Source organism: Streptomyces sp. NPDC051452, from assembly GCF_044454765.1.
Classification (GTDB): domain Bacteria; phylum Actinomycetota; class Actinomycetes; order Streptomycetales; family Streptomycetaceae; genus Streptomyces.
Genome location: NZ_JBITEB010000015.1, coordinates 1 through 26,968, shown reverse-complemented (window position 1 = coordinate 26,968; position 26,968 = coordinate 1). Strand labels below are relative to the sequence as shown.

The following is a 26,968-nucleotide window of genomic DNA, read 5'->3' as shown; positions in this document are numbered from 1 at the left end:
CCGTCCCGCGGCGGGAACGGCGGGCAAGAGCAGAAAGGGCGCACCCGTGACCGGCAGCAGCCCCTTGAGGAACCGTACGGTCGTGGTGACCGGTGCCGCCCGCGGGCTGGGCGCCGCGCTCGCCCGGGAGGTCGCCCGGCGAGGTGCCAGACCGGCGCTGCTCGGCCACGAGAAGGACCTGCTGGAGGACGCCGCCGCCCGGATGCCCACGCCGGCCCTGGCCGTCGAGGTCGACGTGACCGACCTGCCGGCCCTGCGGGCGGCGGCGCACGAGGTGCGCCGACGGCTCGGCAGCCCGTCCGTGGTGATCGCCAACGCGGGCCTGGCGCTGGGCGGCCCCCTCGACGCCACCGCCCCGGCCGACTGGCGGCGGGTGATCGACGTGAACGTCACCGGCAGCGCCCTGACGGCACGGGTCTTCCTGCCCGATCTGTACGCGACGGCGGGCTACTACCTGCAGATCGCCTCCCTCGCCTCCCTCGGCGCAGCGCCCCTGATGAGCGCCTACTGCGCCTCCAAGGCCGGTGCGGAGGCCTTCGCGCACTCCCTGCGTGCCGAAGTGGCCCACCGAGGCGTCGCCGTGGGCATCGGCTACCTCAACTGGACCGACACCGACATGGTGCGCGACGCCGACCGGCACGCGGTACTGCGCGAACTGCGCGCCGGCATGCCCGCGCCCGCCCGCCGGGTGGCGCGGCCGGACACGGTCGCCGCCCGGCTCGTGGACGGCGTCGAGCGGCGCCGCACGGCCGTCTACGCGCCGCCCTGGCTGCGGCTGGTCCAGCCCGTCCGCGCGGCTCTGCCCCCGGTCGTGCTGCGCGTCTCACGCCGTGATCTGCGCCGGATGGAGGCCGAGGAACCCCTCGTCTCCACTGGGCTGCTCGGCGCCGGGGGCGAGGCCGACCGCGCGGCGACGGGAGGCGACAGCTGAGGCCCGCCGGCCGGATCCCGCCGGCCGGCATCCGCGAAAGGAACACAGCCATGGCCGACAAGAAGCGCAAGAGCTCCGACGAGAAGCTGGCGAAGGGCGACGAGGTGGCCTGGAAGAGCCACGGATCGACCACCGAGGGAGAGGTCGAGCGCAAGATCACCCGCCGGACGGAGGCCGCAGGCCGCACGGTGGACGCCTCTCCCGAGGAGCCGCAGTACGAGGTCCGCAGCGCCAAGTCCGGCAGGACGGCCGTCCACAAGCCGTCCGCCCTGCGCAAGAAGTGAACACGGGGCACGCCACCCGAGGAACGCGACCATGCAGACCTTCCTGCCCGATCCCGACTTCCGCCGCAGCGCCCTCCTCCTGGATCGCCGGCGCCTGGGAAAACAACGCGTCGAGGCGTTGCAGGTCCTGCGCGGTCTGACCGTCCCCGGTTACGGCTGGCGCCACCATCCCGCCGTACGCATGTGGCGCGGTTACGAGGAGGCCCTCGTGCGCTACGGCCTGGAGATCTGCCGGGTCTGGCGGGAGCAGGGCCGTCAGGACAGCTGCGCGGCGTCCCTGGTCGCCGGTTACGCCGGCTGCCGCCCCGGGGCCCCGGTCCGGGACCAGCCGGCCCTCTCGGCGGCCGGGGAACTGCCGCCCTGGCTCGGTGACGAGGCGTTCCACCGCAGCCACCAGTCGGCGCTCGTCCGCAAGGACCGTGACGCCTACGGCGACGAGTTCCCCGGTGTGCCCGACGACCTGCCCTACGTCTGGCCGCGCTCGGACCGGGAGAGCGACGGCGTGTCCGCCGGACCATGAGCGGAGGCGACGACGACGTCCCGGGCGTGAGGGGAACGGCCGTGCCCCGAGGACGATGATCGAGATCGGTGTCCGGCCGACCCGCGCTCGATGGCACCATGGCGGTCATGGATATCCGGCGCCGGAACAACGTCACCCTCACAGGCCCCGCGGACGCCCCGGCGGTGGTGCTCGCGCACGGGTTCGGGTGCGACCAGAACATGTGGCGCCTGATCGTGCCGGCGTTGGCCGAGCGCCATCGCGTCGTGCTGTTCGACTACGTCGGCTCCGGCGGCTCGGACCTGTCGGCCTGGAGCAGGGAGCGGTACTCGTCGCTGGAGGGCTACGCCCGGGACGCGGCCGAGGTGTGCGAGGAGTTGGACCTCGAACGGGCGGTCTTCGTCGGGCACTCGGTCAGCGCCATGGTCGGGGTGCTGGCGGCGCGGGCCGTGCCGGAGCGGATCGGCGCCCTGGTGATGGTGGGCCCCTCGCCCCGCTACATCGACGACGACGGCTACCGCGGCGGTTTCAGCGCGGAGGACGTCGACGAACTGCTGGCCTCGCTGGAGTCGAACTACCTCGGCTGGTCCTCCGTGATGGCCCCGGTCATCATGGGCAACCCCGACCGGCCCGAGCTGGGGCAGGAACTCACCAACAGCTTCTGCGCCACCGACCCGGACATCGCCCGCGTCTTCGCCCGCACCACCTTCCTGACCGACAGCCGGGACGATCTGAAGAGCGTCGCCGTGCCGACGCTGATCCTGGAGTGCGCCCAGGACGTCATCGCCCCTCGTGAGGTCGGCGCCTTCGTGCACGCCGCGGTGCCCGACTCCCGTCTGGTCACCCTCGACGCCACCGGGCACTGCCCCCAGCTGAGCGCTCCCGAGGCCACGGCCCGGGAGATCCTGGACTTCCTCGCGAACCGGTCATGATGAGCAGTCCCGGCGGCACCCCCGAGCCGACCGGCACCGGTGACGAGGCGGGTACGGACGCAGTCTTCACCGCCATGCTGGAGGACAGCGCCGAGGACCTGTACGACTCGGCTCCCTGCGGCTACCTCTCCACGCTGATGGACGGCACCATCGCCAAGATCAACAAAACGCTGCTGGACTGGCTCGGCCTCGAACGCGAGAGCGTCGTCGGACGGACGCGCTTCGCCGACCTGCTGACCGTCGGCGGCAAGCTGTACCACGAGACCCACTTCGCGCCGCTGCTGCGCATGCAAGGGGAGGTGCGGGGCATCGCCCTGGAGCTGCGGACCGCCGAGGGCGGACGGCTGCCGGTGCTGCTCTCCTCCCAGGTCAAGTACGGCGGCGCGGGCCAGCCCCTGCTGATCCGGACCACGGTGTCGGACGCCTCCGACCGCCGCGCCTACGAGATGGAACTGCTGCGCCGCCGTCAGCAGGCCGAACGCGCCCGCGCCGAGGCCGAACGGGAGCGGGCGGCGGCCGAACGGGAGCGAGCCGCGGCCGAGGAGGCGCGCCGGACGGCGGAGGCCGACCGGAAGCGGCTCGCCGACGCGCTCGCCGTCCTGCAGAAGTCCCTGCTCCCCGACATCCTCCCGGACCTGCCCGGGATGGAGGCGGCCGTCCACTACCACACGGCTTCCCCGGACCGGCTCGGAGGCGACTTCTACGACCTGTTCCCCGTCGGCGCGAACACCTGGGCGTTCTTCCTCGGCGACGTGTGCGGCAAAGGCCCGCAGGCGGCCGCGCTCACCTCGCTGACCCGCTACACCCTGCGCGCCGCCGCCCACCACGACCCCGAACCCGTCGCCGCGCTGACCACGCTGAACGCCGTCCTGCACGAGCGGTACACCGCCGGAGGCGATCCCCGGTACTGCACCTGCGTCTTCGGCATCCTGCAGCCCGGCCCCGACGGACGTACGACGGTGCGTCTCGCGTCCGGTGGCCATCCCCCGGCTCTCATCCTGCGCGCCGACGGCCGCGCCGACTTCCTCACCACCCCCGGCGGACTGCTCGTCGGCGTCCTGGCCGACGCGCCCTTCACCGCCGCCGGGACCACCCTGGCCCCCGGCGACACACTCCTGCTCTACACCGACGGGCTCACCGAGGCCCGCACGGGCCCCGCCCGGGAAAGCCTGTACGGCGAGGAGGCCCTGCTCGCCTTCGCCGCCGCCCGGGCACCCGCGACACCCCGCGAGGTGATCAAGGCGCTCACCGGACTGCTGGACGGTTTCGGCGAGGGCCTGGACGACGACACCGCCCTGCTCGCCCTGGGCGTGCCCGCCACGCCCGCCCCCATCCGCCCGGGAACGAATCACACACGATGACCCCGTTGAACATCACGCACCGCGACGCCGCCACCGGACCGGTTCTGCACGTGGCCGGCGAACTCGACTACGACCAGGCCGCCGCCCTGCGCCGGCAGGCGCAACTGCTGGACCTGGCACCCGGCCAGCGGCTGACGCTCGATCTGGCCGGCCTGGAGTTCTGCGACTCCACCGGCATCACCGCGCTGCTGGCCGCCCGGCAGCACGCCCAGGCCGCCGGCGCCGACGTCGTTCTGACCGCCGTCCCGCCCGCGCTGCTGCGCGTACTGTCCATCGTCGGCCTCGACCAGATCTTCACCGTCCACCCCGGCGACGAGGCCCCGGACGCCTAGGACCCCTCTTGGAGGGGTGACTCGGCCGACCCCGCAGGATCTGGGTTCGGCTCGGGCATGACGTGTTGGCGTCGCCTGGGCGAGTGGACCGAGGCCGGCGTCTGGCACCGCCCCGTGAGTGCCCCAGTGCAGGGCTCGGCCGTCGCCTTCGCGGTGGCGGAGGTCGGCCGTCCGCACTTGTACTCGGAGGTCTATCGAGCCCGCTGCCTTTCCTCCCGCCGGGAGCAGGCAGGGTGTGGCTCCCATCCGGAGCATGGAAATGGCCTACTTCACTCGGCCCCCCACCCCCACCGCCAGGCAGTTGCAGCGCTTCAGAGAAGGACCGCTCATGGACTATAAAACCTTCCTCGACACCATCACCCGGCGCGCCCCTGTGCCCCCGGAGAAGGCGGAGCCCCTCACCCGCGCCACTCTGGAAACCCTGGCCGAGCGGCTCACCAGGGGTGAGGCGGAGGATCTCGCGTCCGAACTGCCCAAGCCGCTGCAGGAACCGCTGGTCTCTCCCACTCCGGAGGCCGAGCCCTTCGGACTCGACGAGTTCATCAACCGGGTGAGCAGGCGAGCCGAGGTGAGCCCGGACGAGGCCCGCGAGGGCGTACGGGCCGAGCTCAGCACCCTGAGGGACGCGGTCAGTGACGGAGAGTTCCGCCACGTGATGTCCCAGCTGCCCCAGGACTTCGAGGCTCTCGTCGGCGCCCCGGGCTAGAAGGAGCCACTACCAGGGTCATCTCCGACCGGCAGATCCGGGTGGACGGTTCACCGGCCGCACTACCGACCCCGCGTCGACGAGAGGATGCACGGGGCCCCGGTTACGCAACCTCAGCACGCGTCCGATGCGGACCCGGACACGGCATGAAATCGCCGGAGGATCGCATGGCACAACCGACAGTTCCCTCAGCTGGCGCACCCGTGGACGTCGAAGGCGGGGCCCAGCGGCCGTTCTCCGAGCACGCGGCCATGGCCAGAGCGTATCCCGGCGGCAGGATGACGGTGGGCGCCATCACGCCCCTGGAGGGCTTCGACGGGCCCGTACCGTCCCTGGCCGGGCACATCGAGCGGATCCAGCAGGCCGAGCGGGCCGGCTTCGCCTCCGTGTGGGTCCGTGACGTGCCGCTGCTGGATCCGAGCTTCGGGGACGCCGGGCAGGTCTTCGACCCGTGGGTGTACCTGGGGCAGCTCAGCGCCCGCACCACCTCGATCACCCTGGGGACCGCCAGCATCGTCATGCCGCTGCGCCACCCATTGCACACAGCCAAGGCGGCCGCCTCGGTGGACCAGCTGTCAGGGGGGCGGCTCCTGCTTGGGGTGGCCACCGGTGACCGGCCCTTGGAGTTTCCGGCCTTCGGTCAGGACCTGGACGGCCGGGCCGAGAGGTTCCGGCAGTCGCTGGCGTACTTCCATGCCGTCCTCGAGCACCGTTTCCCGCACGTGGAGTCGCCGCTCGGCCGGATGCGCGGCACCGATCTGCTGCCCAAGCCGGTGTACCGGCGGATCCCCGTACTCATGACGGGACGGGGCAGGCAGGACGTCCGGTGGATCGCCGACAACACGGACGGCTGGCTGTACTACACCCCGCCGCTCCAGCAGCAGGCCGAGAACATCGAGCGGTGGCGGGAGCTGACCCGCGGTGACGGCGGTGGGTTCAAGCCCTATGCCCAGGCCACCTATCTGGACCTGACCGAAGACCCGCTGGCCCTGCCCCGGCGCATCCACCAGGGCTTCTCGGTGGGCCGGGTGTCGTTCCTGGCGATGATGCGGGCATGGCAGGACATCGGCATCGACCAGCTGATGATCAACTTCAAGCACAGCCGCCGCCCGGTCGCCGACGTGATCGACGAACTGGCCGAACACGTGCTGCCGCACTTCCCGCCCGGGCGCTCCGTGGCGCGCGGTGAGCGGACCGTGGAGCGGACCGGGCCCTGAGGAAGGACACCCCCCCCGGCGGTCCCTGCGTGAGAGGGCCGGGCTCAGCCCCGCGCGGCCCCGGACGGCCGCTCCTGCGCGTAGTCGCACGTTCCCTCCGCCCGGAACTGCAGGGCCGCTCTGGTCACCTCCGCGCCGAGGCCGCGCAATTGGTCCGTAACCGCCTGGTCGGTGAGGTGTCCGTCGTGATCGAAGGCCCGGGAGGACCGCGGCACCGCAAACACCAGCGGTACGGCCCACCCGCGCAGCGACCGGACGATGAACTCCATCGCGTTGATCGCCTGCAGACCCTGCACTCCACCGGCGGTCGTCAGCAGCCCCACGGGTTTGTTGCTCAGGTAGGGCGGGTCGTGGTCGGCCAGGAGGGCGAGCCAGTCCACCGCGTTCTTGAACGCGCCGCTGACCGACCCGTGGTACGTCGGGCTGCTCCACAGCAGGGCGTCGGCGGCCTGAACGGTGTCCGCGAGCCGGCGGGCGGACGGAGGGATCCCGTACTCGGACGTGTAGAACGGAAGATCCAGCCGCTTGAGGTCGATCACCTGGGTGTGGGCGCCCGCTTCGGCCGCCCCCTCGACCGCCACACACAGTGCGGTGAGGCTGGTCGACGGGGTGCGCAGTGAACCCCCCATTCCGACGACGAGCGGAGGGCGCGCCATCTTGTCAACTCCTTCAGAGCATGCCCGGGGACGTGGGTCCGCTGGGCGGCGGAAAGGCCCGGTCGAGGGCGTCGAGCGCCTCGGTGGGAAGGTGGAGATCCGCCGCGTCACGGTTCTCCCGAACGTGGTCGGGTGATCCGGAACGCGGGATCCCGGGTGCCGTGGTCCGGGGCCTCGGAGTCACGCCGGCCCAGGTGGCACTGGCCTGGGTACCAGGTGCCTGCCCGGGCGCCGTGATCTCCTCACCGGAGGGGAGTGTGATGCTTCCGACCGATTCCGCAGACATCTCGTGCCTCCCGTCCGCCGCGCGTCCATGTGACGCGCACCGGCACCGAGTGCCCAGGTACGCGCCTGCCAGGCAACCGGTGGCGCGTGTGCCTCGGGAAGGTCAGGAGGGGCGGGCGCACGGCGCGGAGAGAGGGCCGGGGCCGGGCGGGTGAGGGGGATGCCGGTGGCGTCCGTAATCAGGTGGTGCTTGCTGCCAGTCCGGCCCCGATCGACGGGGCTTCGTCCCGTCTTGGGCCCCCTTCAACGCCCGGATGTGGGAGCCGTCGGACGTCCGCCCGGGCCGCGGAGCGGGCCGAGGGCGAGCGCGGTCCCCACGGACACACGCCCCCGGGGCGGCGAGGACGCCTCATCCACTTTGGCCGACAACACCCCCGCCTGGCATCGAAGCAGAAGCGAGCATTCCGCCACCGGCGCGAACCGAGGGGCGGCCTCAGCGTCCCGGGAGCAGTCCCATGGGGCCAGGACTCCTCCGGGTCGTCGTCGCGCGTGGCCGGTGCGGTCCGCACGGCGAGGAGACCGTCCAGTGGATCGTCCGCCGGCGCGGCCCGCGGAGGGGCGGTCAGGGGTGTCGGGCGTGCACCGGGTTGTTGGCGACCTCGTCCGGGCACTTCTGGTGCGGCCCGCGCTTCAGCCGGTCACGCTGCCAGTCGAACGTGGCGAGGGCCAGGGACGCCACCATGCCGACGAGTCCGGCACCGATCGCGGTGACGAGCGCCCCCCGATAGTCGCTCCTGCCGAGGGTCACATAGAACAGGCCGGGCAGCGCGGCTGTGCCCACCGCCGCCCCGAGCCGCTGCCCCGTCTGCAGGGCACCGCCCGCCGCGCCCGCCATGTGCACAGGTACGTCCCGCAGGGTCATGGTGATGTTGGGGGAGACCACGAAGCCACCGCCGATGCCGCCGAGGAACAACAGCGGGGCGGCGACCCAGGGCGCCATGCCCAGGGGTGCCAGACGCAGCAGCAGCGCGGTACCGCCCAGCCCCAGGATGACGCCCGTCAGACCGCACACGGTGAGCAGACGGCCGAAGCGCTCCACCAGCCGTCCGGAGACCACGGCGGCGATGGCCGAACCCACCGCGAACGGCGTCACGGCCAGGCCGGACCGGAGCGGGGAGAAGCCGAGGCCGCGTTGGTAGAAGAGCGCGAAGACCAGCCAGACCCCGCTGAAGCCGATGAAGTACAGCGTGCCCACACCAGCGCCCACGGCATAGCCGCGTACGGTGCTGAACAGCCGCGGGTCGAGCAGCGGCTGGCTCCCCCGGGCCACCAGGCGGCGCTGCCACCAGGCGAAGACGACGAGGAGCGCCGCGCCGACGAGGAACAGCCACCACAGCCGCCGTATCCCGCCGGAGTCCGCCTGGACCAGCGGGTACATGATCGCCAGCACACCGAGTCCGAGGAGCAGGATGCCGGGCACGTCCACCTGCCCCCGGCCGGAGCGCCGGGTGCGGGGGAGCAGCCGGCGGCCGAGGAGGACGGCGAGGATGCCGATGGGGACATTGACGTAGAAGATCCACCGCCAGCCCTGGGGACCGGAGGCCAGGGCGAGGATGGCGCCGCCGGTGATGGGACCGGCGGCCGAGGAGATACCGACGGTCGCGCCGAAGAAGCCGAAGGCGCGGGCACGCTCGGCGCCGCGGAACATCTGCTGGATCAGTGCCGAGTTCTGGGGGGCCATGAAGCCCGCCGCCAGGCCCTGGGCGAGCCGGGCCACCGCCAGCAGCGTGATGTCGGGGGCCGCTCCGCAGGCCGCGCTGAAAATCACGAAACCGCTGAGGGCCAGCAGGAAGATGCGGCGCCGGTCCAGGGCGTCGCCGAGGCGCCCGGCGGTGACCAGGGCGAGGGCGAAGGTCAGGGCGTACCCGGACACCACCCACTGCACCTGGGCCGGGGAGGCGTGCAGGTCGCGCTGGATGGTCGGCAGGGCCACCGCCACGATCGTCACGTCCAGCAGGCTCATGAAGCCGGCCACCAGCGTGACCCACAGTGCCCGCCACCGCTGCGGATCCGGCTCGTACCCGGCCTCCTGACCGCCCGTGTTCCGCCCGCCCGCCGCTGCCGCCGACGCTGTCACCGCGCTCCCTTCGCCAGGCCGCCCAACCAGACCGCCAGCCCAAACCGCCGGCCCGGACCGCCAGTTCGCCGGTCCTCCAGCCCGCCGGTCCGCCGAACGGTTCACCTGGCGGAGTCCTCAAGTTCCCCCACGGGGTGCGGACACACACCGCGGCGGCGTCCGATACCGGTGGAGGGCCGGTCGTCGTCACCCCGGGTAGTCGTACCGACGCCGTGCGAAGGGGGCCGTTTGGAGTGGCCGGAACTGTGCAGGTGTGCAGCGAGACAATGATCGGCGAAAGGAACTTCATCATGGCGGCGACCGACAACGACGAGTCGCTGGATCTCGCCGCAGTCAAGCGCCATCGGGTGCTGTTCCGCGCGAACGAGAGACGACGCAACCCGAAGCTGCGCCGCAGCGACATCACCGTGACCGACGAGGCGGCGGTCAAGCGCGCCACGAAGGCGGCCGCCCTCGGTAACGCGATGGAGTGGTACGACTTCGGCATCTACAGCTATCTCGCGGCGACGATCGGCAAGGTCTTCTTCCCGTCGGGGAACGACACCGCCCAGCTGCTCAGCTCCTTCGCGACCTTCGCGGTGGCATTCCTGGTGCGCCCCGTGGGAGGCATGGTCTTCGGGCCGCTCGGCGACAAGGTCGGCCGCAAGCGCATCCTCTCCATCACCATGATCATGATGGCGGTGGGCACCTTCGCCATCGGCCTCATCCCGTCGCACTCCGCCATCGGTCTGTGGGCCCCGGCCCTGCTGATCTTCTTCCGGCTGGTGCAGGGCTTCTCGACCGGCGGTGAATACGGGGGCGCCTCGACCTTCATCGCCGAGTACGCGCCGGACAAGCGGCGCGGGTTCTTCGGCAGCTTCCTGGAGATCGGCACGCTCGCCGGCTATGTCGGAGCCTCCGGCCTCGTCGTCGTCCTCACCAGTGTCTTCAGCGAGGACCAGATGCTCCAGTGGGGCTGGCGCATCCCGTTCCTGGTCGCGGCTCCGCTCGGTCTGATCGGCCTCTATCTGCGGCTCAAGCTGGACGAGACGCCCGCCTTCCAGAAGCTGGAGGGCGGCCAGGCCAAGGCGACCGAGGCCGCCGACGCCGTGGAGACATCGGCCACCGGCGACCTCGGCAAGATCTTCACCCACTACTGGCGGCCGCTGGTGCTGTGCCTCGCGCTCGTCGCGGCGTACAACATCACCGACTACATGCTGCTCTCGTACATGCCGACGTATCTGTCCGACGAACTGGGCTACGGCACCAACCACGGGCTGCTGATCCTGCTCGTGGTGATGGTCGTGCAGATGTGCGTCATCAACCAGGTCGGACGGCTCTCGGACCGCTTCGGGCGCAAGCCGCTGCTGATGGCGGGCATGCTCGGCTTCCTCTTCCTCTCGCTGCCGTCCTTCCTCCTCATCCGCCAGGGCGGTGTCGTCCTCATCACCGTCGGCCTCCTCCTGATGGGCCTCTCGCTGGTGATGATGCTGGGCACGATGTCGGCGGCGCTGCCGGCGATCTTCCCCACCCATGTCCGCTACGGCTCGCTCTCGGTCGCCTACAACCTCTCCACCTCGGTCTTCGGTGGGACGACACCTCTGGTGATCACCGCCCTGATCAGCGTCTTCGGTACCAACCTCGTGCCGGCCTACTACGCCACGGCCGCGGCGGTGGTCGGAGTCGTCGCCGTGCTGTGCATGAAGGAGACCGCCAACAAGCCGCTGGCCGGCTCGCCGCCTTCCGTGGAGACGGAGGAGGAGGCCGCGGAGCTGGTGCAGACGCGGCAGGCCACGGCCAAGCTCTGAACCACTCTCGCGCGGCCGGATCTTGGTCCAAGTGGCCGAGGCTATGCGCCTCACTTAACGTGTCCGTATGCTCACAAAAAGGGACGATTCGACTTCAGAGTGCGCACTTCCCGTAGCGCGATGCGTCGGCCTGATATGTGTCGCGACCGCGGCGGGCGCCCTGCTCACCGGCTGCGGCCGGGCGGACGACAATGCGGCGGGCGCCACCGCGGTCCAGGCGGCCGAGCTGGCACCGATGTCGCCGTCCGCCTCGGCGCCGACCTCCGCGTCCGCCTCGATGTCGATGTCGATGCCCCCGTCCGCTTCGGCGAGCGGGGGCAATCTCGCCCGGGACCAGGCCGAGCGCAAGGCGTTGCTCGAGAAGGTCAAGGTCGGCTACGGGGACGCGCTGAGCGCCGCCGTGGCGAAGGTGTCGGCGTCGAAGCTGGTCTCGATCGAGCTGAAGGGCGGGAGCAAGGGTCCCCGCTGGGAGGCCGAGGTGGCCACCGCGGACGGGACCGCCCACACCGTCCGGGTCGACGCGGTCACCGGCAAGGCCGATCAGGCGCAGGCCGAGACGGAGCAGGACAACGACGACAGGGCCAAGCTGGCGGACCGGCTGAAGAAGGCCACGGTGACCGCCCAGCAGGCCGCCCAGACCGCCACCGACAAGACCAAGGGCACGGTGACGGCCCTCGAACTCCAGGGCACTCACGGGGGCACACCCGAGTGGTCCGTCGATGTCGTGACGAACGGCGACTGGAAGAAGACGACCTTCGGCATCGACGCGGTCAACCGCAAGATCACGCGGGAACACGTCGACCAGGATTGACCCGGTGCGCGTCCCCCGCCCCCACTCGCACGCCGCGCGCGGCACATGAAGCGGCCCCGTCCGGACCCCGATCCGGCGCCGGGGCCGCTTCTCTGTGTGAGAACTGTCGCGTCACCGCCTTGACAGGTGACGCACCCACTTGGGAATCTGGCGGGCATGGAGAGTCAGAGCGTCAACGACATCGCCGCGGCCGGGCGTCGCGCGCGGTTCGGCACGTTGCCCGAGCGCGTCCGGTACGAGGATCTGGTCGAGGAGAAGATGTCCGCACCGCGCGATCCGACGAGGGATGCCTTCCACGCGGAGGGGGCCTGGTCGACCTTCTCCTGTCTGGCCGTCGATCTGGGCCTGTGAGGCGAAGCCCGGCCGCCCGGCCGGCTCGGCTCGGCCGGCGCTCAATCCTGGTCGACGTCACCGGTCATGGGGGCTACTGACGGGCTGTCACCACGGCCTGGCGGTAAGGGTCGTAGCCGAGGGCGACCGGCGTCCGGCGGACCGCGCGGGGAACGGCACGTTTGCCCGGTCGGGTGCGGGCAACGCGAACTCCATGACTGAGTCCAACAACAACACGAGGCAGAAGTCCGCACCGGCACAGGAGACCGCGGCGAAGGCCCGGCGGTCCGCGGGCAAGGCGACGGCACCGGCCGGCCGTGCGGCGAAGGAGGCCGTGACGACCACCGACGACGCCATGTCGGCCGCGAAGGCCGGCACCGAGCGGGCGGCCGGGGCGGCGAGTTCGGCCGCCCGCACGGCGGCCCGGGGCGTCGAATCGGGCCGCCGTGCCGTGATCACGGCCTCGGGCCAGGTCGCCTCCACCGCGAAGACGGCCTGGACGGTGGTCGCCCACCGCAAGCTGGTCACCGCCGGTGTGGGCGCGGGCCTGACCGCGCTGACCGCCGCGTCGTACGCCATGGGCCGCCGTGCCGAGCGGCACACGTACGGGCCGCTCACCCGCCTTACCCAGGGCCGTATCTGACAGTCTGTCAGTACTATGCGAAACGGTACGGACCGCGGGTCGGCGCCGCGGTCCGTACCGTGCGGACGGGCTGGGCTGTGGGGAGGTCAGCCCGTCACGCCCGTGGGGTCAGCCCTTCTTGTTCAGCTGCGCGACGGCCTTGGCGAGACCGTTCGCCCACAGCTGGTTGACCCGGGAGCGCTCGGTTGCGTTCGGGTACCGGTTGGTGCACGACGGGCCGGGTCCGCCGCCCGACATCAGCTCGCTGCACGGGCCGCTGTAGTGGTCGGGCAGTCCCAGCACGTGGCCGGTCTCGTGGGCGGCGACCCGGACCGAGTCGTACTGCTGGTTCTGCGCGTAGTCCAGGAAGATGTAGCCGCTGCCGTGGCCGTTCGTGGACGCGTACGACCCGCTCGGGTCGCTGCCCTCGTAGTAGGAGAAGTCGCCGCCACCCGACGTCGCCGCGAGCTTGACGTTCGACACGGAGCTGTTCCAGATCGAGGCCGCACTCGATATCTGGGAGCGGAAGCTCGGCGCCTGGGAGGCGTTGTAGTAGACGGTCACCACCTTCAGGGAGGGCTGGGCGGCCTGCCGCTTCGCGACCGACTTCAGCACGGCGTCGAAGAACGCCTTGTCGCCGCTCTTGGCGGCCGAGCCGACGTAACCGACGGCGCTCGTGGGGGCGTAGGCCTGGTCGGTGCTCCGGGCGCTCGCCGGGCTCGCGGTGCCGAGCGCGGCGGTGGCCAGACCGAGGCCGAGCGCGAGGGCCAGAAGTCTCCGGGGGTTCTTCGGCCGGCTGCTCGTACGGAACTGCGTCATGTGGGGGCTCCTGCTCGTCCTGTGGGGTTGAACGATCGGTTGCCAGTGAGTCTCGGACAGGCAACGGGCCCGCGGATGATGGCAATCGGGGATAGCTCGGGGCTATCGGCGGCCGACTCGTCCACTTTCGTTGGAACTTGAACATCTGGTGATGTGCCGCCCGCCGCCCTACGCTCCCCCCATGGAGCTCGAGGTGAGGCATCTGCGCGTCCTCTGCGCCATCGCCGACACCGGCAGTCTGCACAAGGCGGCACGGGAACTCGGCCTGGCGCAGCCCTCGTTGAGCACCCAGCTGCGGCGCATCGAGCACGCGCTCGGTGCCCAGCTCTTCGTGCGCGGCCGCACGGGCTGCCGGCCCACCCCGCTGGGCCTGGCGGTGCTGAGCCGGGCCAGGCCGATGATGGCGGAGTTCGCGGCGATCGTCACCGAGACCAGGGCGGCGGCCGCCCGGGCCGCCGACGGGTTCCAGCTGCGCATCGGCGCCACGGCCAGCCGGGCCATCCCGGGCTGGCTGCGTCTGCTGCGGACCCGGATACCGCGCGTCGAACCGACGTTGCAGATGAACGTGTCCGCCAACGCCCTGCTGGACATGGTGGCCGCGGGCCGGCTCGACATGGCCTTCGTGCACGAGGTCGAGGGCAGTCCGCTGCGCATCCCGGCCGGCCTGTGCCTGCGCGTACTCGTGGAGCGGGAACCGCAGTTCGTCACGCTCGCCGCCGATCACCCGGCGGCCTCCCGGCGGCAGGTGCGGCTCGCCGACCTGGCCGGGGAACGCTGGATGGTCGACTCCACCGTCGACGGCGAGTGGGACGCCCTGTGCCGGGTGCTGCGGGCGGCGGGCCTGGAGGCCGAGATGCTGCACGGCGACTACCTCACCGCCTACTCGCTGGCCGCCACGGGCGAGGTGGTCACCGTCAGCCAGCCCACCGCCCATCCCCGGCCCGACCTCGCGATCCGCCCCCTGGAGGGCGACCCGATAGGCGTACGGCTGCTGCTGGCGGCCCGCACCGAGGCCGAACTGGACGACGTCTACCCCGAGTTGGAGCAGGCCTACGGTGCGGTGGCCCGGGAGGCACCCGCCTACCGGGAGTGGCTGGAGCGGACGCGCGTACGGGACGCGCCGGGCGCCGCCCCGCCCGGGACCTACCGGCCCGCGCCCACGCACCCGCACCCGGAGCCGGTACCGGGACACATCCCGGTACCGGCGCCATGGCCGCGGCCCCTGAGCGTCGGCAGGCAGACACCCCGGTCGCGCCGGACCACACCGGGAGCGGCGGACCGGGGCCTCACAGACCGGACGGACACAGCCGCTGGGCCTTGCCGCCCTTGACCACCGCGTCGACACACCCGCCGGGCAGGCCGTCGTGCGTCGCGGTGGAGAAGTTGGCGGTCATGGTCAGGGCGCCGTCGCCGAACGTCGTCCGCTGCACCAGGTGGTCTCGCGTCAGCCGGCGGAAGTCGGTCATCGGCAGGGTGGCGGCCGCCTTGTGCAAAGGCTCGAAGTACTTCTGCAACCCGGCGATCCGCTTGCCGTGCCGGTCCAGTTCGGACTGGTCGAGCACCAGATTGAGCGGCACGTTGTACAGCATCGCCAGCAGAGCGCGGGTGCGGCTCTGGTCCGGCAGCTTCGACCACGACAGCTCCCAGCGCTCGGTGCTGATCACCGAGTCGTGCAGCACCGTCTGGTAGAGCGGCACCCGGTACTCCGGGTCGTACATCGCCTTGGCGAGGTCGTCCGGGAGGTGGACGGGCTTGAAGTAGATCGCGGGCGCGCCGTAGGGCGCGTAACCGCCCCAGGTGGCCCGGTCCCGCTCCAGCTTCCACAGTCCGTCGGCGACCGGGGTGCCGGAACCGTGGCTGAAGGACACGACGCGGTTCGCCCAGGAACCGGCGCTCTCCGACCCGAGCACCAGCTTCCGGTCGCCGGACAGCCGTGCCATGCGCTCCAGCCGGTTGCGGCGGTCCCGCGCCTGGGTCGTCGGATGCGCGGGGGAGTGGTCGGTGAACAGTTCGCCGGCGGCGTCGACGTCGAGGAAGTAGCTGTCGGCACCGTTCGCGGTCATCTGCCGGGTACGGTCGGCGAGATAGTGCTTCGAGGGCTCGGCCCGCCTCAGCGCCTCGGAACTGACATAGCAGCCACGGCCGCCGAAACCGGTGACCGGCTTGCCGTCGGCGTCCCGCACACAGGCGTCCGGCCACACCGGGGCCGGCCACTTCGACACCGGTGAGTCGGCCGAGTCCGGATCCTGCGCGTTGGCCCAGGAGTCGTAGGGCCCGACGAGGTAGCCGGAGCGTTCGGCGAGGCTCGTGGCCTCGGCGTCCATGGGGGAATCGTCGGCGTCGTAGCCGAGCCACATCCGGTCGATGCCGAGTTCCCGCAGCCGGCGTACACCCTCGACGGTCCGCGCCTGGCCCCAGGTGTAGGCGTGGAAGGCGCCCACCAGCTTGCCGACCCCGGGGTTCCGGGCGATCTTCTCGCGCAGGGTGGTGATGCCGCCGTGGCCGGTCAGCCAGCCACGGTAGTCGCGCGCGGCGGCCACCGGCGAGCCGTCGGTCAGCGCGAAGGTGATCTTGTATTCCTCGGTGTCCTCCCGCGGCGAGAACGCGTGCCGCGCCTCGGTGCGCAGGCGGCCGCCGGCGGAGACGAACTTCAGCGTGCTGCCGATGTCGGACTCGGCGATGTAGCTCGAACCATGCCGTCCCGAGAGGGTGGTGCCCCAGAACGGCATGGTCAGACCGTCGGTCATGCCCGCCTCCGAGCCGGCGAGCCCGGCCCTCGACGAGTTCCACCACCGGTCGGCGACCGGCACCGACAGGCCCTCGCCCCGCGGTATCTGCAGCTCCCGGGTGGCCGGGTCGCCGCCGGTCACCGGCCAGTTCAAGGTGGCCTCGCGGTCGGAGCGCACCGACACCGCCAGCCGCCCGTCGCGCGCGGACGCCGTGACGGTGAACCCCGTCGCCGGGTAGCGCCAGATGGCCTCGGCCCCGCGCACCGACACCTCCCCGGCGGGGCCGAGGCTGTCGGCGGCGGGCGCGGACAGCTGCCAGCCGCGGCCGTCGTCGGCCTGGGCACGTACGGCCAGGGACGCGGTGTCCACCACCGCGCGTCCGCCGGCCACGGGGACGGTCACCCGGCCTGCGCGCGCCTCGACGCGCTGACGGTCACCGGTGCCGCTGCCGAACGCGGTGGCCGTGCCGACCACGCCGATCACCGCGAGGGCTCCGCTCACCGCGATGATCTTCTTCCTGGTTTTCCTGATCTTCCTCGCCTTCATGGTCCGTCACTGTCGTCACCCGGGATAAGAGACTTGTGAGAGACCGTCGGGTGCGGCGGAATCCGGTACGCGCAGCCGCAGGAGCGCTCCGCCGCCGGGCGCGTGCTCCGCGGTGAGGTCGGCGTCGTGCGCGCGGGCGATCTGACGGGCCATGGCCAGGCCCAGTCCGGAGCCCGGCAGGGCGCGGGCCGTGCGGGCACGGTAGAAGCGGTCGAAGACATAGGGCAGGTCCTCCGCGGCGATACCCGGCCCGTGGTCGCGGATCACGAGGACCAGACAGCCCGCCGCACGCTCCAGCGTGACCTCGACGGGGCGGTCCGGCGGACTGAACTTGGCCGCGTTGTCGAGGAGGCTCGACAGCAGCCGGGACAGCCGCGCGGGTACGCCGGAGACCGTCCCGGTGTGCGCGTCGGGGGCGATCCGCAGGCGGAAGGACACGTTAGGCCAGTGGCCGCGGGCCGAGTCCACCCCGTGGGCGACGACCGACGCCAGGTGGACCTCCTCGACGAGCGGGTCCGGCTCCTCCTCGCGGGCCAGCTCGATCAGGTCGTTGACCAGCACGGTGACCTCACGCAGCTGGCGGCCGAGCGCGGTGGCCGCCCGCTCGCGCTGCGCCTCGGTCAGCCGGCCGGAGCGGATGAGGAGGTCGGCGTTGGTGCGCAGCGCGGTGAGCGGGGTGCGCAGTTCATGGGAGGCGTCGGCGACCAGACGGCGTTGGGCGGTCACGGACTTCTCCAGCTCCCCGAGCATCGTGTTGAAGGAGGCGGCGAGCCTGGTGATCTCGTCGTCGCCACGCGCTCGTCCCGTGGGCAGCTCGATGCGGTGGCGGGCGTCGCGGGTGGCGGTGATGCGTTCGGCGGTCGCGGTCAGCCGGGCGACGGGGGCGAGGCCCGTGCGGGAGACCCACGAACCCAGCACACCGGCCAGGATCACGCCGGCCGCACCGACGGCGGCGAGCAGCCCGGCGGCCTGCCGTACCCCCTGGTCGACGGTGTCGGCGCGCACCGCGACCTGGAGGGCGCGGCCTGCGTTCAGTGGGGTGGTGAGCATACGGGCGCGGTGATCGGCGAGGCGGAGTTCGCTGTAGTACGGGCCGCGCGTGCCGGCCGCGACCTGGCGGGTGGCGCCGGTGACGGGCAGCAGATAGGGCTGGGCGGGATCGTCGCCGGGCCGGACGGGGACCAGTTGGGTGCAGGCCGGGGCGGCGAGGTACCGGCACTCTCCCTGGACGACGCCCGGCGGATCCCGCCGGTACTGCTGGGCGGCCAGCCGCGCGGACTGGGTCAGGTGCAGGTCGAGCTGGTGCAGCAGCTGGTGACGGATGACCAGGAACGCGGCGGCACAGACGCCGACCACGACCACCGCCACGGCGGCCGAGGCCGCGAGAGTCAGCCGGGTGCGCAGCCGACGGCGCGGCCACCGGCCTTCCGGCCGCCGGCCGGACCGGGCGCTCCGGCGCCACGGCACGTGCCTCATGGCAGGTCCAGCCGGTAGCCGACGCCGTGCACGGTGTGCACCAGCCGGGGCTCGCCCCCGGCCTCCAGCTTGCGGCGCAGATAGCCGACGTACACGGCGAGCGAATTGGACTCGGGGCCGAAGTCGCAGCCCCACACGCGCTCCTGGATCACGCTCCTCGGCAGCACCTGACCGGGATGGCGGAGCAGCAGTTGCAGCAACGAGAACTCGGTGCGGCTGAACTCGACGGCACGTGAGCCGCGCCGCCCGGTGCGGGTGACCGGATCGACGACGAGATCGGCGAAGGACAGCTCCGTCCCGGCCGAGGGTTCGGCGGACCCGGAGCGGCGCAGCAATGCCCGTACGCGGGCCACCAGTTCGTCCAGGGCGAAGGGTTTGACCAGGTAGTCGTCGGCGCCCGCGTCGAGGCCGTCCACCCGTTCACGCACCGAACCGAGGGCAGTCAGGACCAGTACCGGTGTGCGGTCGCCCAGTTCCCGGAGCCGTCGGCACACCGCCAGCCCGTCCAGGCCGGGCAGCATCACGTCGAGCACCATGGCGTCGGGTTCCCAGTCGGCGACGGCGGCCAGCGCGCCGAGTCCGTCCTCCGTCCCGCGCACGTCGTAGCCCTCCACCGCGAGGCCGTCCTGTACGGCGTAGCGCACCTCGGGTTCGTCGTCGACGACCAGGATCCTTGCCGCCCTCGCCCGCTCACCAGCACTGTTCATGCGGCACAGCTTGCCAAACACGGCCCCGGTCACCGGGCGGGCACCACCGGTGCGCGGCGCCGACGGCCCGCGGCGCGGGGGGCGACCCGCGCCGCGGACCGGTGACGGCGTCAGTCGTTGGAGCCCACCGTGTTGTCGTGGCCCGCGTTGAAGACGTCATCCGCGGCTAGGGTTCATCGAACAGCACCCGTACATAGGTACACGTGAAGGTATTTACCCGGCACGTCCCCGGCCCTGCGCGTCCCATCCGAATGGCCGAGCCGGCCGCTGCCGACCTTCGGTCTCGTGCCGGACGCCCGCCGGGCCGGTGCCGTCGCGAGCCGGCGAACGCATTCGCCAACGGCCTTGCGGTGGAGGGATATCGGTGTGCCACACTCGATGATCGTCAGCAATTCACCGGTCACACGACGCGCGACGGAGCCCGCCATGACGTCTGGCACGCCCACCACCCGGCAGATCGACACGAGCACGGCCCACCCCGCCCGTGTCTACGACTGGCTGCTCGGCGGCAAGGACAACTACCCGGTGGACGAGGCGGTCGGGGAGCGACTCCCCGCGGAAGCCCGTGCCGCCGCGCGGCAGAATCGTGCCTTCATGCACCGTGCGGTGGCCTGGCTCGCCGGACAGGGCATCGACCAGTTCCTCGACATCGGCACGGGCATACCCACGGAACCGAACCTGCATCAGATCGTCCAGGGGATCGTGCCGACGGCCCGGGTCGTCTACACCGACAACGACCCCATCGTGCTGCGGCACGCGGAAGCCCTGCTCGTGGGCCGTCCGGAGGGTGTCACGGACTACGTCGAGGGGGACGTACGCGACCCGGCCGCGATCATCGCGCACGCGCGGCAGACCCTCGACTTCAGCCGGCCGGTCGCGCTGTCCCTGATCGCGCTCATGCACTTCATCGGCGACGACCAGAACCCCCACGAGCTGGTGCGGAACATGCTGGCCGAACTGCCGTCGGGCAGCTACCTGGTGCTGTCGCACGCCGCGTCCGACCTGTACCCGGAGCTGGCGGAACGGGTCACGGCCGAGTACGCCAAGGGCGGCATACAGCTGGGCTTCCGGACCCGCGCCGGTGTCCTGCGCTTCTTCGACGGCCTCGACCTGGTCGAGCCGGGCCTGGTGACCGCCACCGAGTGGTTCAAGGGCACCCCGGCTCCCGCCCCCGAGGGCAGCGGTCTCTACGCGGGTGTCGCGCGCGTCCGCTGAGCGTCGTACCCGTTCGTCATCCCGCGCCCCAGCGCGGTCAGCAGGCGGCCACAGCGTGCCGTCATCTCGGCCGCGCTCTGGTCCGGGTGTTCCGACCACCAGCGCATCACCGCGGTGACGGCGTACTGCCAGACGTGGTTGAGGAGTTGGTGGTCGAGCGGGTCGCCGTCCCCCGTCCCGGCCAGCAGCCCGGTGGCGCCCGCGGCACCCATGGCGGCCAGGCGCCCGCGATAGAGGTGGACGGCGTCGCGCGCCTCACCGGTCGGCGGCAGGGCCGGGTCGTACAGGACGGACCAGGCGTGCCGGCACCGCTCGACCGCCGTGAAGATCGCCTCGAGGGTGTCCAGCGCGTGATCGGGTGAGCCGCTGTGCGACCCGGCGGCGGCCACGGCGTCCACCAGCAGCCCGCCGACCCGGTGGACGCAGGCCAGGTAGAGCCCGTCCTTGGAGTCGAAGTAGCTGTAGATCAGCGGCTTGGAGATGCCCGCGCGCCGCGCCACGGCGGTGACGGAGACACCCGCGTAGCCGTCTCTGCCGAACTCCTCCACGGCCACGTCGACGATCTGACGCTCCCGGTCCGCCCGGGAGACTCCTTTGGTGCCGGCCTTGCCCATGGGCGCACTCTAGCCCACGATGTGACCGAGCGGTAAGTTACCCGGCGGTCAAATGAGGGGGCGCGAAGTCATGACGCGGTCGTGGTGGGGATGGGGCAATGTCGAGGACGCGGTGCGCGGGGCCGAACTCCAGGCGCTGTTGGCACGCGTACGGCTGCTGGCGCCGGGTGACCTCACCGACCACGAGCCCCCGGACATCGCCGCGCTGGACCTGCCCCGGCCCCGGGTGGCCGCGCCCGCCTCGCTCGCCGTACTGTGCTCCGCCGACCCGGCCGACCGTGCCGCGCACGCGCACGGCAAGGCGTTCCGGGACGTGGTGCGCAACCTGCGCGGGGAACTGCGCCATGTGCCGGACCTCGTCGCACGGCCCCGCGACGAGAGCGAGGTGACCGACCTCCTCGACTGGTGCACCCGCGAGGGCATCGCCGTCGTCCCGTTCGGCGGCGGCAGCTCGGTGGTGGGCGGCGTCGAACCGCGGTGCGACGATCACCCCGGCGTGGTCACCGTCGACCTTGGGCGCATGGACCAGGTCCTGGAGATCGACCACACCAGCCGCGCCGCGCGCATCCAGGCCGGTGTGTTCGGCCCGCATCTGGAGAACCAGCTCAAGCCCCACGGACTGACCCTGCGTCACTTCCCGCAGTCCTTCGAGTTCTCCACGCTCGGCGGCTGGCTCGCCACACGCGCGGGCGGCCACTACGCGACGCTGTACACCCACATCGACGACCTCGTCGAGTCGATGCGCGTGGTCACCCCGAGCGGGGTGAGCGCCTCGCGCCGGCTGCCGGGCTCCGGTGCCGGACCGTCACCGGACCGCCTCTTCCTGGGCAGCGAGGGAACGCTCGGCATCATCACCGAGGCATGGATGCGGCTGCGCGAGCGGCCCCGCCGGCGCGCCGGAGCCTCCGTGCTGTTCGACGACTACGCGGCGGCGGTGGCGGCCACCCGGGCCGTCGCGCAGAGCGGCCTGAACCCGGCGAACTGCCGGCTGCTCGACGCGGCCGAGTCCCTGCTCAACGCGGGCGTCGACGTGCGCGGCGGGATGCTCGTCCTCGCCTTCGAGTCGGCCGACCACCCGGTGCGCCACAGCCTGGAGCAGGCCCTGGAGCTCTGCCGCGACCACGGCGGAAGACCCTCCGCCGTGCCCTCCGAGACCCGGGCCGAGGGTGGCGACCGCGCCCCGGCCGGCCGGGGCCTGGCCGGTGACCCCGGTGGGGAGACGGCCGGGGTGTCCGCAGCGGACGCCTGGCGCTCGTCGTTCCTGCGGATGCCCTACCAGCGCGACGCCCTGGCCCGGCACTCCGTCATCGCCGAGACCTTCGAGACGGCCTGCACCTGGGACAGGTTCGAGACGCTCCACCGGGCCGTCACCGAGGCGGCGCACTCGGCCATCCGCGAGGTCACCGGAACCGGGGTGGTCACCTGCCGTTTCACCCATGTCTACCCCGACGGCCCCGCACCCTACTTCGGCGTGTACGCCCCCGGCCGCTGGGGGAGCACCGTGGCCCAGTGGGATCACATCAAGGCAGCCGTGTCGGAGGCGATCGAGGCGCACGGCGGCACCATCACCCACCACCACGCGGTCGGACGCGATCACCGCCCCTGGTACGACCGCCAGCGCCCCGCGCCCTTCGCCGCCGCGCTGGCCGCCGCCAAGTCGGCCCTGGACCCGGCCGGTGTCCTCAACCCCGGAGTGCTCCTCCCGGCGCCCTGACACACCGCCGCCGTGGCCCCGGAGCCGTGCCCCCCCGGAGCGGACGCGCGGCGGGGCGCCGTCAGAGTGCCGCCGTGAAGGTGTGGTTCCCGGCGGGCAGGTGGTAGCTCGCCGAGCCCGCGGGAACGGCCTGTTCGGGGGCGACGACCGACTCCGCCCGCGAGGTGGGCACGGTGACGGTGGCGTAGGTGCCGACCGGCACGGTGACCCGCAGTGTCAGGCGCGTGCCGGCGATCGACCAGCTGCTCGCCGCCGTGCCGTAGGGGGTGTCGTACGTGGTGTCGGCCGAGGTCAGGCCGCCGCCGGGCCGCGGCGCGACGCGCAGCGAGGCATAGCCGGGGCTCGCCGGGGCGAGCCCGCCGACGTGCCGGTAGAGGAAGTCGCCGACCGAACCGAGCCCGTAGTGGTTGAAGGAGTTCATGCCCGGGTCGTTGAACGAGCCGTCGGCACGTATGCCGTCCCAGCGCTCCCAGATCGTGGTGGCACCGTGGTCGATCATGTAACCCCAGCCGGGGAACCCGCGTTGCAGCAGGACGCGGTAGGCGGTGTCGGTGTGGCCGTGCTCGACCAGCACGGACAGCAGGTTCTCCACGCCGAGGAAGCCCACGCTGAGGTGCCCGTCGGCCGCGGCGACCCGAGCGGCCAGCCTGTCCGCGGCCGGCTGGACGAGAGAGGCAGGGAGCAGCCCGAAGGCCAGGGCCAGCACATAGCCGGTCTGGGTGTCGCCGCGCACGGTGCCGTCGCCCGTGACGAAGCGCGCGGTGAAGGCCGCCGCCACCTGGTCGGCGAGCCGCCCGTACGAAGTGGCCTCGGCCGTACGGCCCGTGGCCGCGGCCATGCGCGAGACCAGGCGTGCGGACCAGGCGAAGTAGGCCGTGCAGACGATGTCCCGCGCGGTGTCGTCGGCGACGTTGAGCCAGTCGCCGAAGGTCTGCCGGTCGCGGATGAGGTCGCCGCCGGCGGTGCCGCGCAGGTAGTCCACCCATGTCGCCAGCGCCGGGAAGTGCCGGTCGGCGACCGTGAGATCGCCGAAGCGCTGCCACAGCGTGTACGGGACGATCGCTCCGGCGTCGCCCCAGCCGGCCGTCCCGGCACCGTCGATCACCGCGGGCGCGACGTCGGTGAACGCGCCGTCGGCCCGCTGGGCGTCCGTGAGATCGTCGACGAACTTGGCGAGGAAGGCGTGGGTGTCCAGATTGAAGGTGGACGTCGCGCAGAACGCGGCGATGTCACCGGTCCAGCCCAGCCGCTCGTCCCGCTGCGGGCAGTCGGTCGGGATCGACAGCATGTTGCCGCGTTCACCCCACACGATGTTGTACTGAAGCTGGTTGACCAGCGCGTCGGAGGTGCGGAACGTGCCGGGCCGGGCGACGTCGGTCCACACCGCGCGCCCGGTCACCGTGCCGCCGTCCGGCTTGAAGTCGGCCGGTAGACCGCCGAGTTCGACATAGCGGTAGCCGTGGACGGTGAACCGGGGCTCGTACGTCTCCACGTCCCCGGTGCCGGCGAGCGTGAACCGGTCGGTCGCCTGGGCGGACCGCAGGTTCGCGGTGTAGAGGCGGCCGTCGGCGTCGAGGACCTCGCCGTGCCGCACGGTGACCGTGGTCCCGGCGTCGCCACGGACCGCGATCCGGTTCCAGCCGGTGAAGTTCTGCCCCAGGTCGAAGATCCACACCCCGGGATCGGGCTGGGTGATCCGCACCGGAGTGAACTCCTGCTGGACACTCACGCCCGCGTCGACCTGGGCCACCAGGTGGGGCGCGGCGCCGTCGCGGACGACCGCGGCGGACCAGCCGGCGTCGTCGAAGTCGGCGCCGTCCCAGCCGGCCACGTGCAGCCGGGCGTCATACGTCTCGCCTTGGTACAGGTCGTCCGCCGTGATCGCGCCCGTCGCGCTCTTCCAGCCCCCGTCCGTCAGGATCCGCTGGGTGGTCCCGTCGGTGAAGGTGATGACCAGCTGGGCGGCGTACCAGGGCTGGGTGCCGTAGCGCCGGCTGCCGGCGAAGCCAAGACTGCCCGAGTACCAGCCGTTGCCCAGCCAGGCGCCGAGCGCGTTGGCTCCCTGCCGGATCCGGGCGGTGACGTCGAAGACCTGGTACTGCACGCGTTTGGTGTAGTCGGTCCAGCCGGGGGCCAGCACGTGATCGTCGACCTTGGCGCCGTTGAGCCGGGTCTCGTGGAGGCCGAGCGCGGTCGTGAGCAGCCGGGCCGAGGCCACCGGCCCGCGCACGGTGAAGCCCTTGCGCAGCAGCGGCGCGGGCCGGACGACGCGCACACCGGACCCCCACGGGCCGGCACCGTACGACGCCACCGCGCGCGCCGCCGGCCAGTCCCCGTCGTCGTACCCGGGAGCCTGCCAGCCGGCCGGCGCGTCCTGGTACGCCTTCCACGAGGCGTCGCTGACCACGGTCGGGCCGCCCGCCACCGTCAGCTTGGCGACCATCCCGGCCGGGGACGGACTGGAGTTCCGGCTCGCGATCGCGATCGTGTTGGCGCCGTCGGTGAGCTGGGCCGTGACGTCGACCAGGGCGGCGCTCTTCCACGAGTCGGTCACCCGGGGCGAGGCGCTCACCAACGTCCCGTTGACCCAGACGTCCGCCGTGTCGTCCCCGGAGACCACCAGGGCCGCACCGGCGGGCGCACCGCTCAGTGCGAAGGTGCGCCGGAAGTAGCGGGTCTCGACGGGACGCCCGCCCGCCGGATCGCCCTCGGGGTACCAGATCCATGCCGCCCCCGACAGGTCCGGGCCCTGCGGCCGGCCGATGAACGCGGCCCGCCACTCGTCGTCCGCCGACAGCAGCCCGGTCTCGAACCAGGCCGGTGCGCTCCACGAGCCCGTCCGGCCCTGGGTGTCCCAGACGCGCACGCGCCAGAAGTAGCGGGTCAGGCTTGCCAGCCGGGCGCCGGCGTAGGCGACGTCGAGCTGCCGGTCGGACGGGACGCGGCCGCTGTCCCACAGGTCCCCGGTGCCGCCCGGGGTCGACGAGACCTGGATCTGGTAGCCGGCCTGCCGCTGTTGCGGTGCCGTCGAGTCCAGTCTCCAGCCGAACCGCGGCCGCGCGGAGCCGACGCCCAGCGGAGCGGTGCGGCGCTCCACGGTGCCGGCGGCCACGCTCAGCGGCGATGCCGCCGCGAGGTCGGGGGCGGCGACATCGGTGCCCCAGGGGGCCGTTCCGTAGGCGCCGAGGTCCCGGGCGGCGGACCAGCCGTCGTCGCCGGAGCCGGGCTGCTCCCAGCCGTCGGACACCGTTTTGGCCGTCGACCAGCCGTCGTCGGTGACGACCTCGGTCGTGCCGCCCGAGGTGACGATCCGCACGCGCGCGATGACACCGGCCGGGCCGCCCTGGTTCCGGCTCGCCAGCGCGAGGGTGTTGGCGCCCGCCGCCAGGGCGGGGCGCAGGTCCACGTAGAGGGCCTGGCGCCAGGAGTGGGCGGCCCTGGGGGATGCCGCGAGAGGTTTTCCGTTGAGCCAGACGTCGACCGTGTCGTCACCCGTGACGACGAGCTGCGCGTCCGTCACCTCGCCCGCGGCGACGGTGAGTCCGCGGCGGAAGTACCGGTGTCCGGCGGGGGCGTCGGTGCGCGGATCGCCTTCCGGATACCAGATCCAGCGGGCCGGCGACAGACCGACGGGAGCGGCGTGCGGTGTGCCGCCGGCGGCCTGGGCGCGGCCCGCGAGCGCGCCGACGGCTCCCGCCGCGAGGGCGCCCGCGGCCAGCGCCGAACCCGCGCCGAGGAAGTGCCGGCGGCTGAGCGGGGCGCGGTCTTCGGGCGCGGGCGAGCCGGACGCGGCGGGAGGGGGCTGACTGGCCAACGGAGTACTCCTTCACGCGGGGGGCGAAGCAGGAAGGCAGTGGAGCGGCCTCGATTGAAACGATTCAATACGTCAGTGCGGGTGCAACGTACGAGAGTCGGTGTGAGCCGTCAAGAGACCGCGAGGCCTCATTCCGGTCGGTCCGCGGGCACGACTCCGGCCGGTCGGTGACCGCGCGTGCGGCGCACCGGATGCCCGGTGGACGCCCGGCAGGCGGGGCCGTGCGGTCGCTGTCGGTGGCCGCGACCAAGCTCCCGCGGTGTGGCCGTGAAGGGGGTCCGGCCGCCCGATCCGGACCCTGCCGAGTACGACCCGGACGCCGCGCGGAGGCCACGGGAGCGGGTCCTGCGGGAGGCCCGTGTCCCGGCCCGGGTGGAGCGGCCCCCCCCGGGGGGGCGCCCCCCCGGGGCGGGGCACCACGGGGTGGACGGCGGGGCCGGGCCCAGTCACCGGGGGCCGCCGGGAGGGGGGGACGGGGGGGGCCGGCCGGGCACCGTGAGGCGC

The 26,968-nt window shown here is 72.5% G+C and carries 23 protein-coding genes and 1 pseudogene; 15 read left to right on the top strand and 9 right to left on the bottom strand.

Annotated elements, in window-relative coordinates:
- The first annotated feature begins 46 nt into the window (after nucleotides 1-46).
- The 8 genes from ACIBA9_RS28675 to ACIBA9_RS28640 all read left to right on the top strand — a co-directional run bounded on the left by ACIBA9_RS28675 (nucleotide 47) and on the right by ACIBA9_RS28640 (nucleotide 6,262).
- A complete protein-coding gene (locus tag ACIBA9_RS28675) occupies nucleotides 47-931 on the top strand; it encodes an SDR family oxidoreductase (RefSeq protein ID WP_399367425.1) in 885 nt (294 codons plus the stop codon).
- Nucleotides 932-981: 50 nt separating this feature from the next.
- The gene (locus tag ACIBA9_RS28670; RefSeq protein ID WP_362156158.1) at nucleotides 982-1,215 is read left to right on the top strand and encodes a DUF2945 domain-containing protein; all 234 of its coding nucleotides are present in this window, start codon (nucleotides 982-984) and stop codon (nucleotides 1,213-1,215) included.
- A gap of 31 nt (nucleotides 1,216-1,246) precedes the next feature.
- Nucleotides 1,247-1,735: an MSMEG_6728 family protein gene (locus tag ACIBA9_RS28665; protein ID WP_362156161.1), complete on the top strand. Its 489-nt coding sequence runs from the start codon at nucleotides 1,247-1,249 to the stop codon at nucleotides 1,733-1,735.
- A 107-nt stretch (nucleotides 1,736-1,842) separates the two neighbouring features.
- A complete protein-coding gene (locus ACIBA9_RS28660) occupies nucleotides 1,843-2,646 on the top strand; it encodes an alpha/beta fold hydrolase (protein ID WP_399367423.1) in 804 nt (267 codons plus the stop codon).
- A complete protein-coding gene (locus tag ACIBA9_RS28655) occupies nucleotides 2,643-4,007 on the top strand; it encodes a PP2C family protein-serine/threonine phosphatase (RefSeq protein ID WP_399367421.1) in 1,365 nt (454 codons plus the stop codon). The genes ACIBA9_RS28660 and ACIBA9_RS28655 overlap by 4 nt, the downstream gene beginning before the upstream one ends.
- Entirely contained in the window at nucleotides 4,004-4,339 is a 336-nt protein-coding gene (locus tag ACIBA9_RS28650; RefSeq protein ID WP_399367419.1) for an STAS domain-containing protein, read from the top strand. The genes ACIBA9_RS28655 and ACIBA9_RS28650 overlap by 4 nt, the downstream gene beginning before the upstream one ends.
- A gap of 328 nt (nucleotides 4,340-4,667) precedes the next feature.
- Nucleotides 4,668-5,045 carry a DUF2267 domain-containing protein gene (locus ACIBA9_RS28645; RefSeq protein WP_399367417.1) on the top strand — a complete coding sequence of 126 codons (378 nt, stop codon included), beginning with the start codon at nucleotides 4,668-4,670 and terminating at the stop codon, nucleotides 5,043-5,045.
- A gap of 251 nt (nucleotides 5,046-5,296) precedes the next feature.
- Nucleotides 5,297-6,262 carry an LLM class oxidoreductase gene (locus ACIBA9_RS28640; protein ID WP_399367415.1) on the top strand — a complete coding sequence of 322 codons (966 nt, stop codon included), beginning with the start codon at nucleotides 5,297-5,299 and terminating at the stop codon, nucleotides 6,260-6,262.
- Between the two features lie 44 nt (nucleotides 6,263-6,306).
- On the opposite strand, the gene ACIBA9_RS28635 is transcribed toward ACIBA9_RS28640, so the two are convergent.
- The 3 genes and pseudogenes from ACIBA9_RS28635 to ACIBA9_RS28625 form a co-directional block, all read right to left on the bottom strand.
- The gene (locus ACIBA9_RS28635) at nucleotides 6,307-6,918 is read right to left on the bottom strand and encodes an NADPH-dependent FMN reductase (RefSeq protein WP_399367413.1); all 612 of its coding nucleotides are present in this window, start codon (nucleotides 6,916-6,918) and stop codon (nucleotides 6,307-6,309) included.
- A 438-nt stretch (nucleotides 6,919-7,356) separates the two neighbouring features.
- Nucleotides 7,357-7,471: pseudogene (locus ACIBA9_RS28630) on the bottom strand (IS5/IS1182 family transposase); the annotation flags it as partial.
- 294 nt (nucleotides 7,472-7,765) lie between these two features.
- Nucleotides 7,766-9,280, bottom strand: coding sequence for an MFS transporter (locus ACIBA9_RS28625; protein ID WP_399367411.1), 1,515 nt, complete (start codon nucleotides 9,278-9,280; stop codon nucleotides 7,766-7,768).
- A gap of 290 nt (nucleotides 9,281-9,570) precedes the next feature.
- Here ACIBA9_RS28625 and proP point away from each other — a divergent pair, with 290 nt between their 5' ends.
- The 4 genes from proP to ACIBA9_RS28605 all read left to right on the top strand — a co-directional run bounded on the left by proP (nucleotide 9,571) and on the right by ACIBA9_RS28605 (nucleotide 12,851).
- The gene (gene proP / locus ACIBA9_RS28620) at nucleotides 9,571-11,067 is read left to right on the top strand and encodes a glycine betaine/L-proline transporter ProP (protein WP_399367409.1); all 1,497 of its coding nucleotides are present in this window, start codon (nucleotides 9,571-9,573) and stop codon (nucleotides 11,065-11,067) included.
- A 67-nt stretch (nucleotides 11,068-11,134) separates the two neighbouring features.
- The gene (locus tag ACIBA9_RS28615; protein ID WP_399367407.1) at nucleotides 11,135-11,878 is read left to right on the top strand and encodes a PepSY domain-containing protein; all 744 of its coding nucleotides are present in this window, start codon (nucleotides 11,135-11,137) and stop codon (nucleotides 11,876-11,878) included.
- Nucleotides 11,879-12,034: 156 nt separating this feature from the next.
- Complete coding sequence (locus ACIBA9_RS28610; protein WP_399367405.1) at nucleotides 12,035-12,229, top strand: hypothetical protein; 195 nt, start codon at nucleotides 12,035-12,037, stop codon at nucleotides 12,227-12,229.
- A 193-nt stretch (nucleotides 12,230-12,422) separates the two neighbouring features.
- Nucleotides 12,423-12,851, top strand: coding sequence for a hypothetical protein (locus ACIBA9_RS28605; protein WP_362156190.1), 429 nt, complete (start codon nucleotides 12,423-12,425; stop codon nucleotides 12,849-12,851).
- Nucleotides 12,852-12,959: 108 nt separating this feature from the next.
- On the opposite strand, the gene snpA is transcribed toward ACIBA9_RS28605, so the two are convergent.
- Complete coding sequence (gene snpA, locus ACIBA9_RS28600; RefSeq protein WP_399367403.1) at nucleotides 12,960-13,649, bottom strand: snapalysin; 690 nt, start codon at nucleotides 13,647-13,649, stop codon at nucleotides 12,960-12,962.
- Nucleotides 13,650-13,830: 181 nt separating this feature from the next.
- On the opposite strand from snpA, the gene ACIBA9_RS28595 reads away from it, so the two are divergent.
- Nucleotides 13,831-14,979 (top strand): LysR family transcriptional regulator, encoded by a 1,149-nt coding sequence (locus ACIBA9_RS28595; RefSeq protein WP_399367401.1) that lies wholly within the window; start codon nucleotides 13,831-13,833, stop codon nucleotides 14,977-14,979.
- On the opposite strand, the gene ACIBA9_RS28590 is transcribed toward ACIBA9_RS28595, so the two are convergent.
- Genes ACIBA9_RS28590 through ACIBA9_RS28580 form a run of 3 tightly spaced genes read right to left on the bottom strand, consistent with a single transcriptional unit; the run spans nucleotide 14,936 to nucleotide 19,107 of the window.
- Nucleotides 14,936-16,924 (bottom strand): glycoside hydrolase, encoded by a 1,989-nt coding sequence (locus ACIBA9_RS28590; protein ID WP_399367399.1) that lies wholly within the window; start codon nucleotides 16,922-16,924, stop codon nucleotides 14,936-14,938. The two genes, ACIBA9_RS28595 and ACIBA9_RS28590, sit on opposite strands and share 44 nt — an antisense overlap.
- A 15-nt stretch (nucleotides 16,925-16,939) precedes the next feature.
- Nucleotides 16,940-18,400, bottom strand: coding sequence for a sensor histidine kinase (locus tag ACIBA9_RS28585; RefSeq protein ID WP_399367397.1), 1,461 nt, complete (start codon nucleotides 18,398-18,400; stop codon nucleotides 16,940-16,942).
- The gene (locus ACIBA9_RS28580) at nucleotides 18,397-19,107 is read right to left on the bottom strand and encodes a response regulator transcription factor (RefSeq protein ID WP_399367394.1); all 711 of its coding nucleotides are present in this window, start codon (nucleotides 19,105-19,107) and stop codon (nucleotides 18,397-18,399) included. Before ACIBA9_RS28580 ends, ACIBA9_RS28585 begins: the two co-directional genes overlap by 4 nt.
- 426 nt (nucleotides 19,108-19,533) lie before the next feature.
- On the opposite strand from ACIBA9_RS28580, the gene ACIBA9_RS28575 reads away from it, so the two are divergent.
- Nucleotides 19,534-20,322, top strand: coding sequence for an SAM-dependent methyltransferase (locus tag ACIBA9_RS28575; RefSeq protein WP_399367392.1), 789 nt, complete (start codon nucleotides 19,534-19,536; stop codon nucleotides 20,320-20,322).
- Here ACIBA9_RS28575 and ACIBA9_RS28570 read toward each other — a convergent pair.
- Nucleotides 20,295-20,936, bottom strand: a complete 642-nt coding sequence (locus ACIBA9_RS28570; protein WP_399367390.1) for a TetR/AcrR family transcriptional regulator — start codon at nucleotides 20,934-20,936, stop codon at nucleotides 20,295-20,297. The genes ACIBA9_RS28575 and ACIBA9_RS28570 overlap by 28 nt on opposite strands.
- Nucleotides 20,937-21,006: 70 nt before the next feature.
- Between ACIBA9_RS28570 and ACIBA9_RS28565 the strand changes: the two genes are divergently transcribed.
- Entirely contained in the window at nucleotides 21,007-22,650 is a 1,644-nt protein-coding gene (locus ACIBA9_RS28565; protein WP_399367388.1) for an FAD-binding oxidoreductase, read from the top strand.
- Nucleotides 22,651-22,711: 61 nt separating this feature from the next.
- Here ACIBA9_RS28565 and ACIBA9_RS28560 read toward each other — a convergent pair whose 3' ends face one another.
- On the bottom strand, nucleotides 22,712-26,464 hold the full coding sequence (locus tag ACIBA9_RS28560) for a family 78 glycoside hydrolase catalytic domain (RefSeq protein WP_399367386.1): 3,753 nt from the start codon (nucleotides 26,462-26,464) through the stop codon (nucleotides 22,712-22,714).
- Nucleotides 26,465-26,968 lie beyond the last annotated feature (504 nt).

What these genes read in the sequence shown, in the direction of transcription:
- ACIBA9_RS28670 (WP_362156158.1), top strand. Translation starts at nt 982, where the DNA reads ATGGCCGACAAGAAGCGCAAGAGCTCCGACGAGAAGCTGGCGAAGGGC.
- ACIBA9_RS28665 (WP_362156161.1), top strand. Translation starts at nt 1,247, where the DNA reads ATGCAGACCTTCCTGCCCGATCCCGACTTCCGCCGCAGCGCCCTCCTC.
- ACIBA9_RS28660 (WP_399367423.1), top strand. Translation starts at nt 1,843, where the DNA reads ATGGATATCCGGCGCCGGAACAACGTCACCCTCACAGGCCCCGCGGAC.
- ACIBA9_RS28655 (WP_399367421.1), top strand. Translation starts at nt 2,643, where the DNA reads ATGATGAGCAGTCCCGGCGGCACCCCCGAGCCGACCGGCACCGGTGAC.
- ACIBA9_RS28650 (WP_399367419.1), top strand. Translation starts at nt 4,004, where the DNA reads ATGACCCCGTTGAACATCACGCACCGCGACGCCGCCACCGGACCGGTT.
- ACIBA9_RS28645 (WP_399367417.1), top strand. Translation starts at nt 4,668, where the DNA reads ATGGACTATAAAACCTTCCTCGACACCATCACCCGGCGCGCCCCTGTG.
- ACIBA9_RS28640 (WP_399367415.1), top strand. Translation starts at nt 5,297, where the DNA reads ATGGCCAGAGCGTATCCCGGCGGCAGGATGACGGTGGGCGCCATCACG.
- ACIBA9_RS28635 (WP_399367413.1), bottom strand. Translation starts at nt 6,918, where the DNA reads ATGGCGCGCCCTCCGCTCGTCGTCGGAATGGGGGGTTCACTGCGCACC.
- proP (WP_399367409.1), top strand. Translation starts at nt 9,571, where the DNA reads ATGGCGGCGACCGACAACGACGAGTCGCTGGATCTCGCCGCAGTCAAG.
- ACIBA9_RS28615 (WP_399367407.1), top strand. Translation starts at nt 11,135, where the DNA reads ATGCTCACAAAAAGGGACGATTCGACTTCAGAGTGCGCACTTCCCGTA.
- ACIBA9_RS28610 (WP_399367405.1), top strand. Translation starts at nt 12,035, where the DNA reads ATGGAGAGTCAGAGCGTCAACGACATCGCCGCGGCCGGGCGTCGCGCG.
- ACIBA9_RS28605 (WP_362156190.1), top strand. Translation starts at nt 12,423, where the DNA reads ATGACTGAGTCCAACAACAACACGAGGCAGAAGTCCGCACCGGCACAG.
- snpA (WP_399367403.1), bottom strand. Translation starts at nt 13,649, where the DNA reads ATGACGCAGTTCCGTACGAGCAGCCGGCCGAAGAACCCCCGGAGACTT.
- ACIBA9_RS28595 (WP_399367401.1), top strand. Translation starts at nt 13,831, where the DNA reads ATGGAGCTCGAGGTGAGGCATCTGCGCGTCCTCTGCGCCATCGCCGAC.
- ACIBA9_RS28590 (WP_399367399.1), bottom strand. Translation starts at nt 16,924, where the DNA reads ATGAAGGCGAGGAAGATCAGGAAAACCAGGAAGAAGATCATCGCGGTG.
- ACIBA9_RS28585 (WP_399367397.1), bottom strand. Translation starts at nt 18,400, where the DNA reads ATGAGGCACGTGCCGTGGCGCCGGAGCGCCCGGTCCGGCCGGCGGCCG.
- ACIBA9_RS28580 (WP_399367394.1), bottom strand. Translation starts at nt 19,107, where the DNA reads ATGAACAGTGCTGGTGAGCGGGCGAGGGCGGCAAGGATCCTGGTCGTC.
- ACIBA9_RS28575 (WP_399367392.1), top strand. Translation starts at nt 19,534, where the DNA reads ATGACGTCTGGCACGCCCACCACCCGGCAGATCGACACGAGCACGGCC.
- ACIBA9_RS28570 (WP_399367390.1), bottom strand. Translation starts at nt 20,936, where the DNA reads ATGGGCAAGGCCGGCACCAAAGGAGTCTCCCGGGCGGACCGGGAGCGT.
- ACIBA9_RS28565 (WP_399367388.1), top strand. Translation starts at nt 21,007, where the DNA reads ATGACGCGGTCGTGGTGGGGATGGGGCAATGTCGAGGACGCGGTGCGC.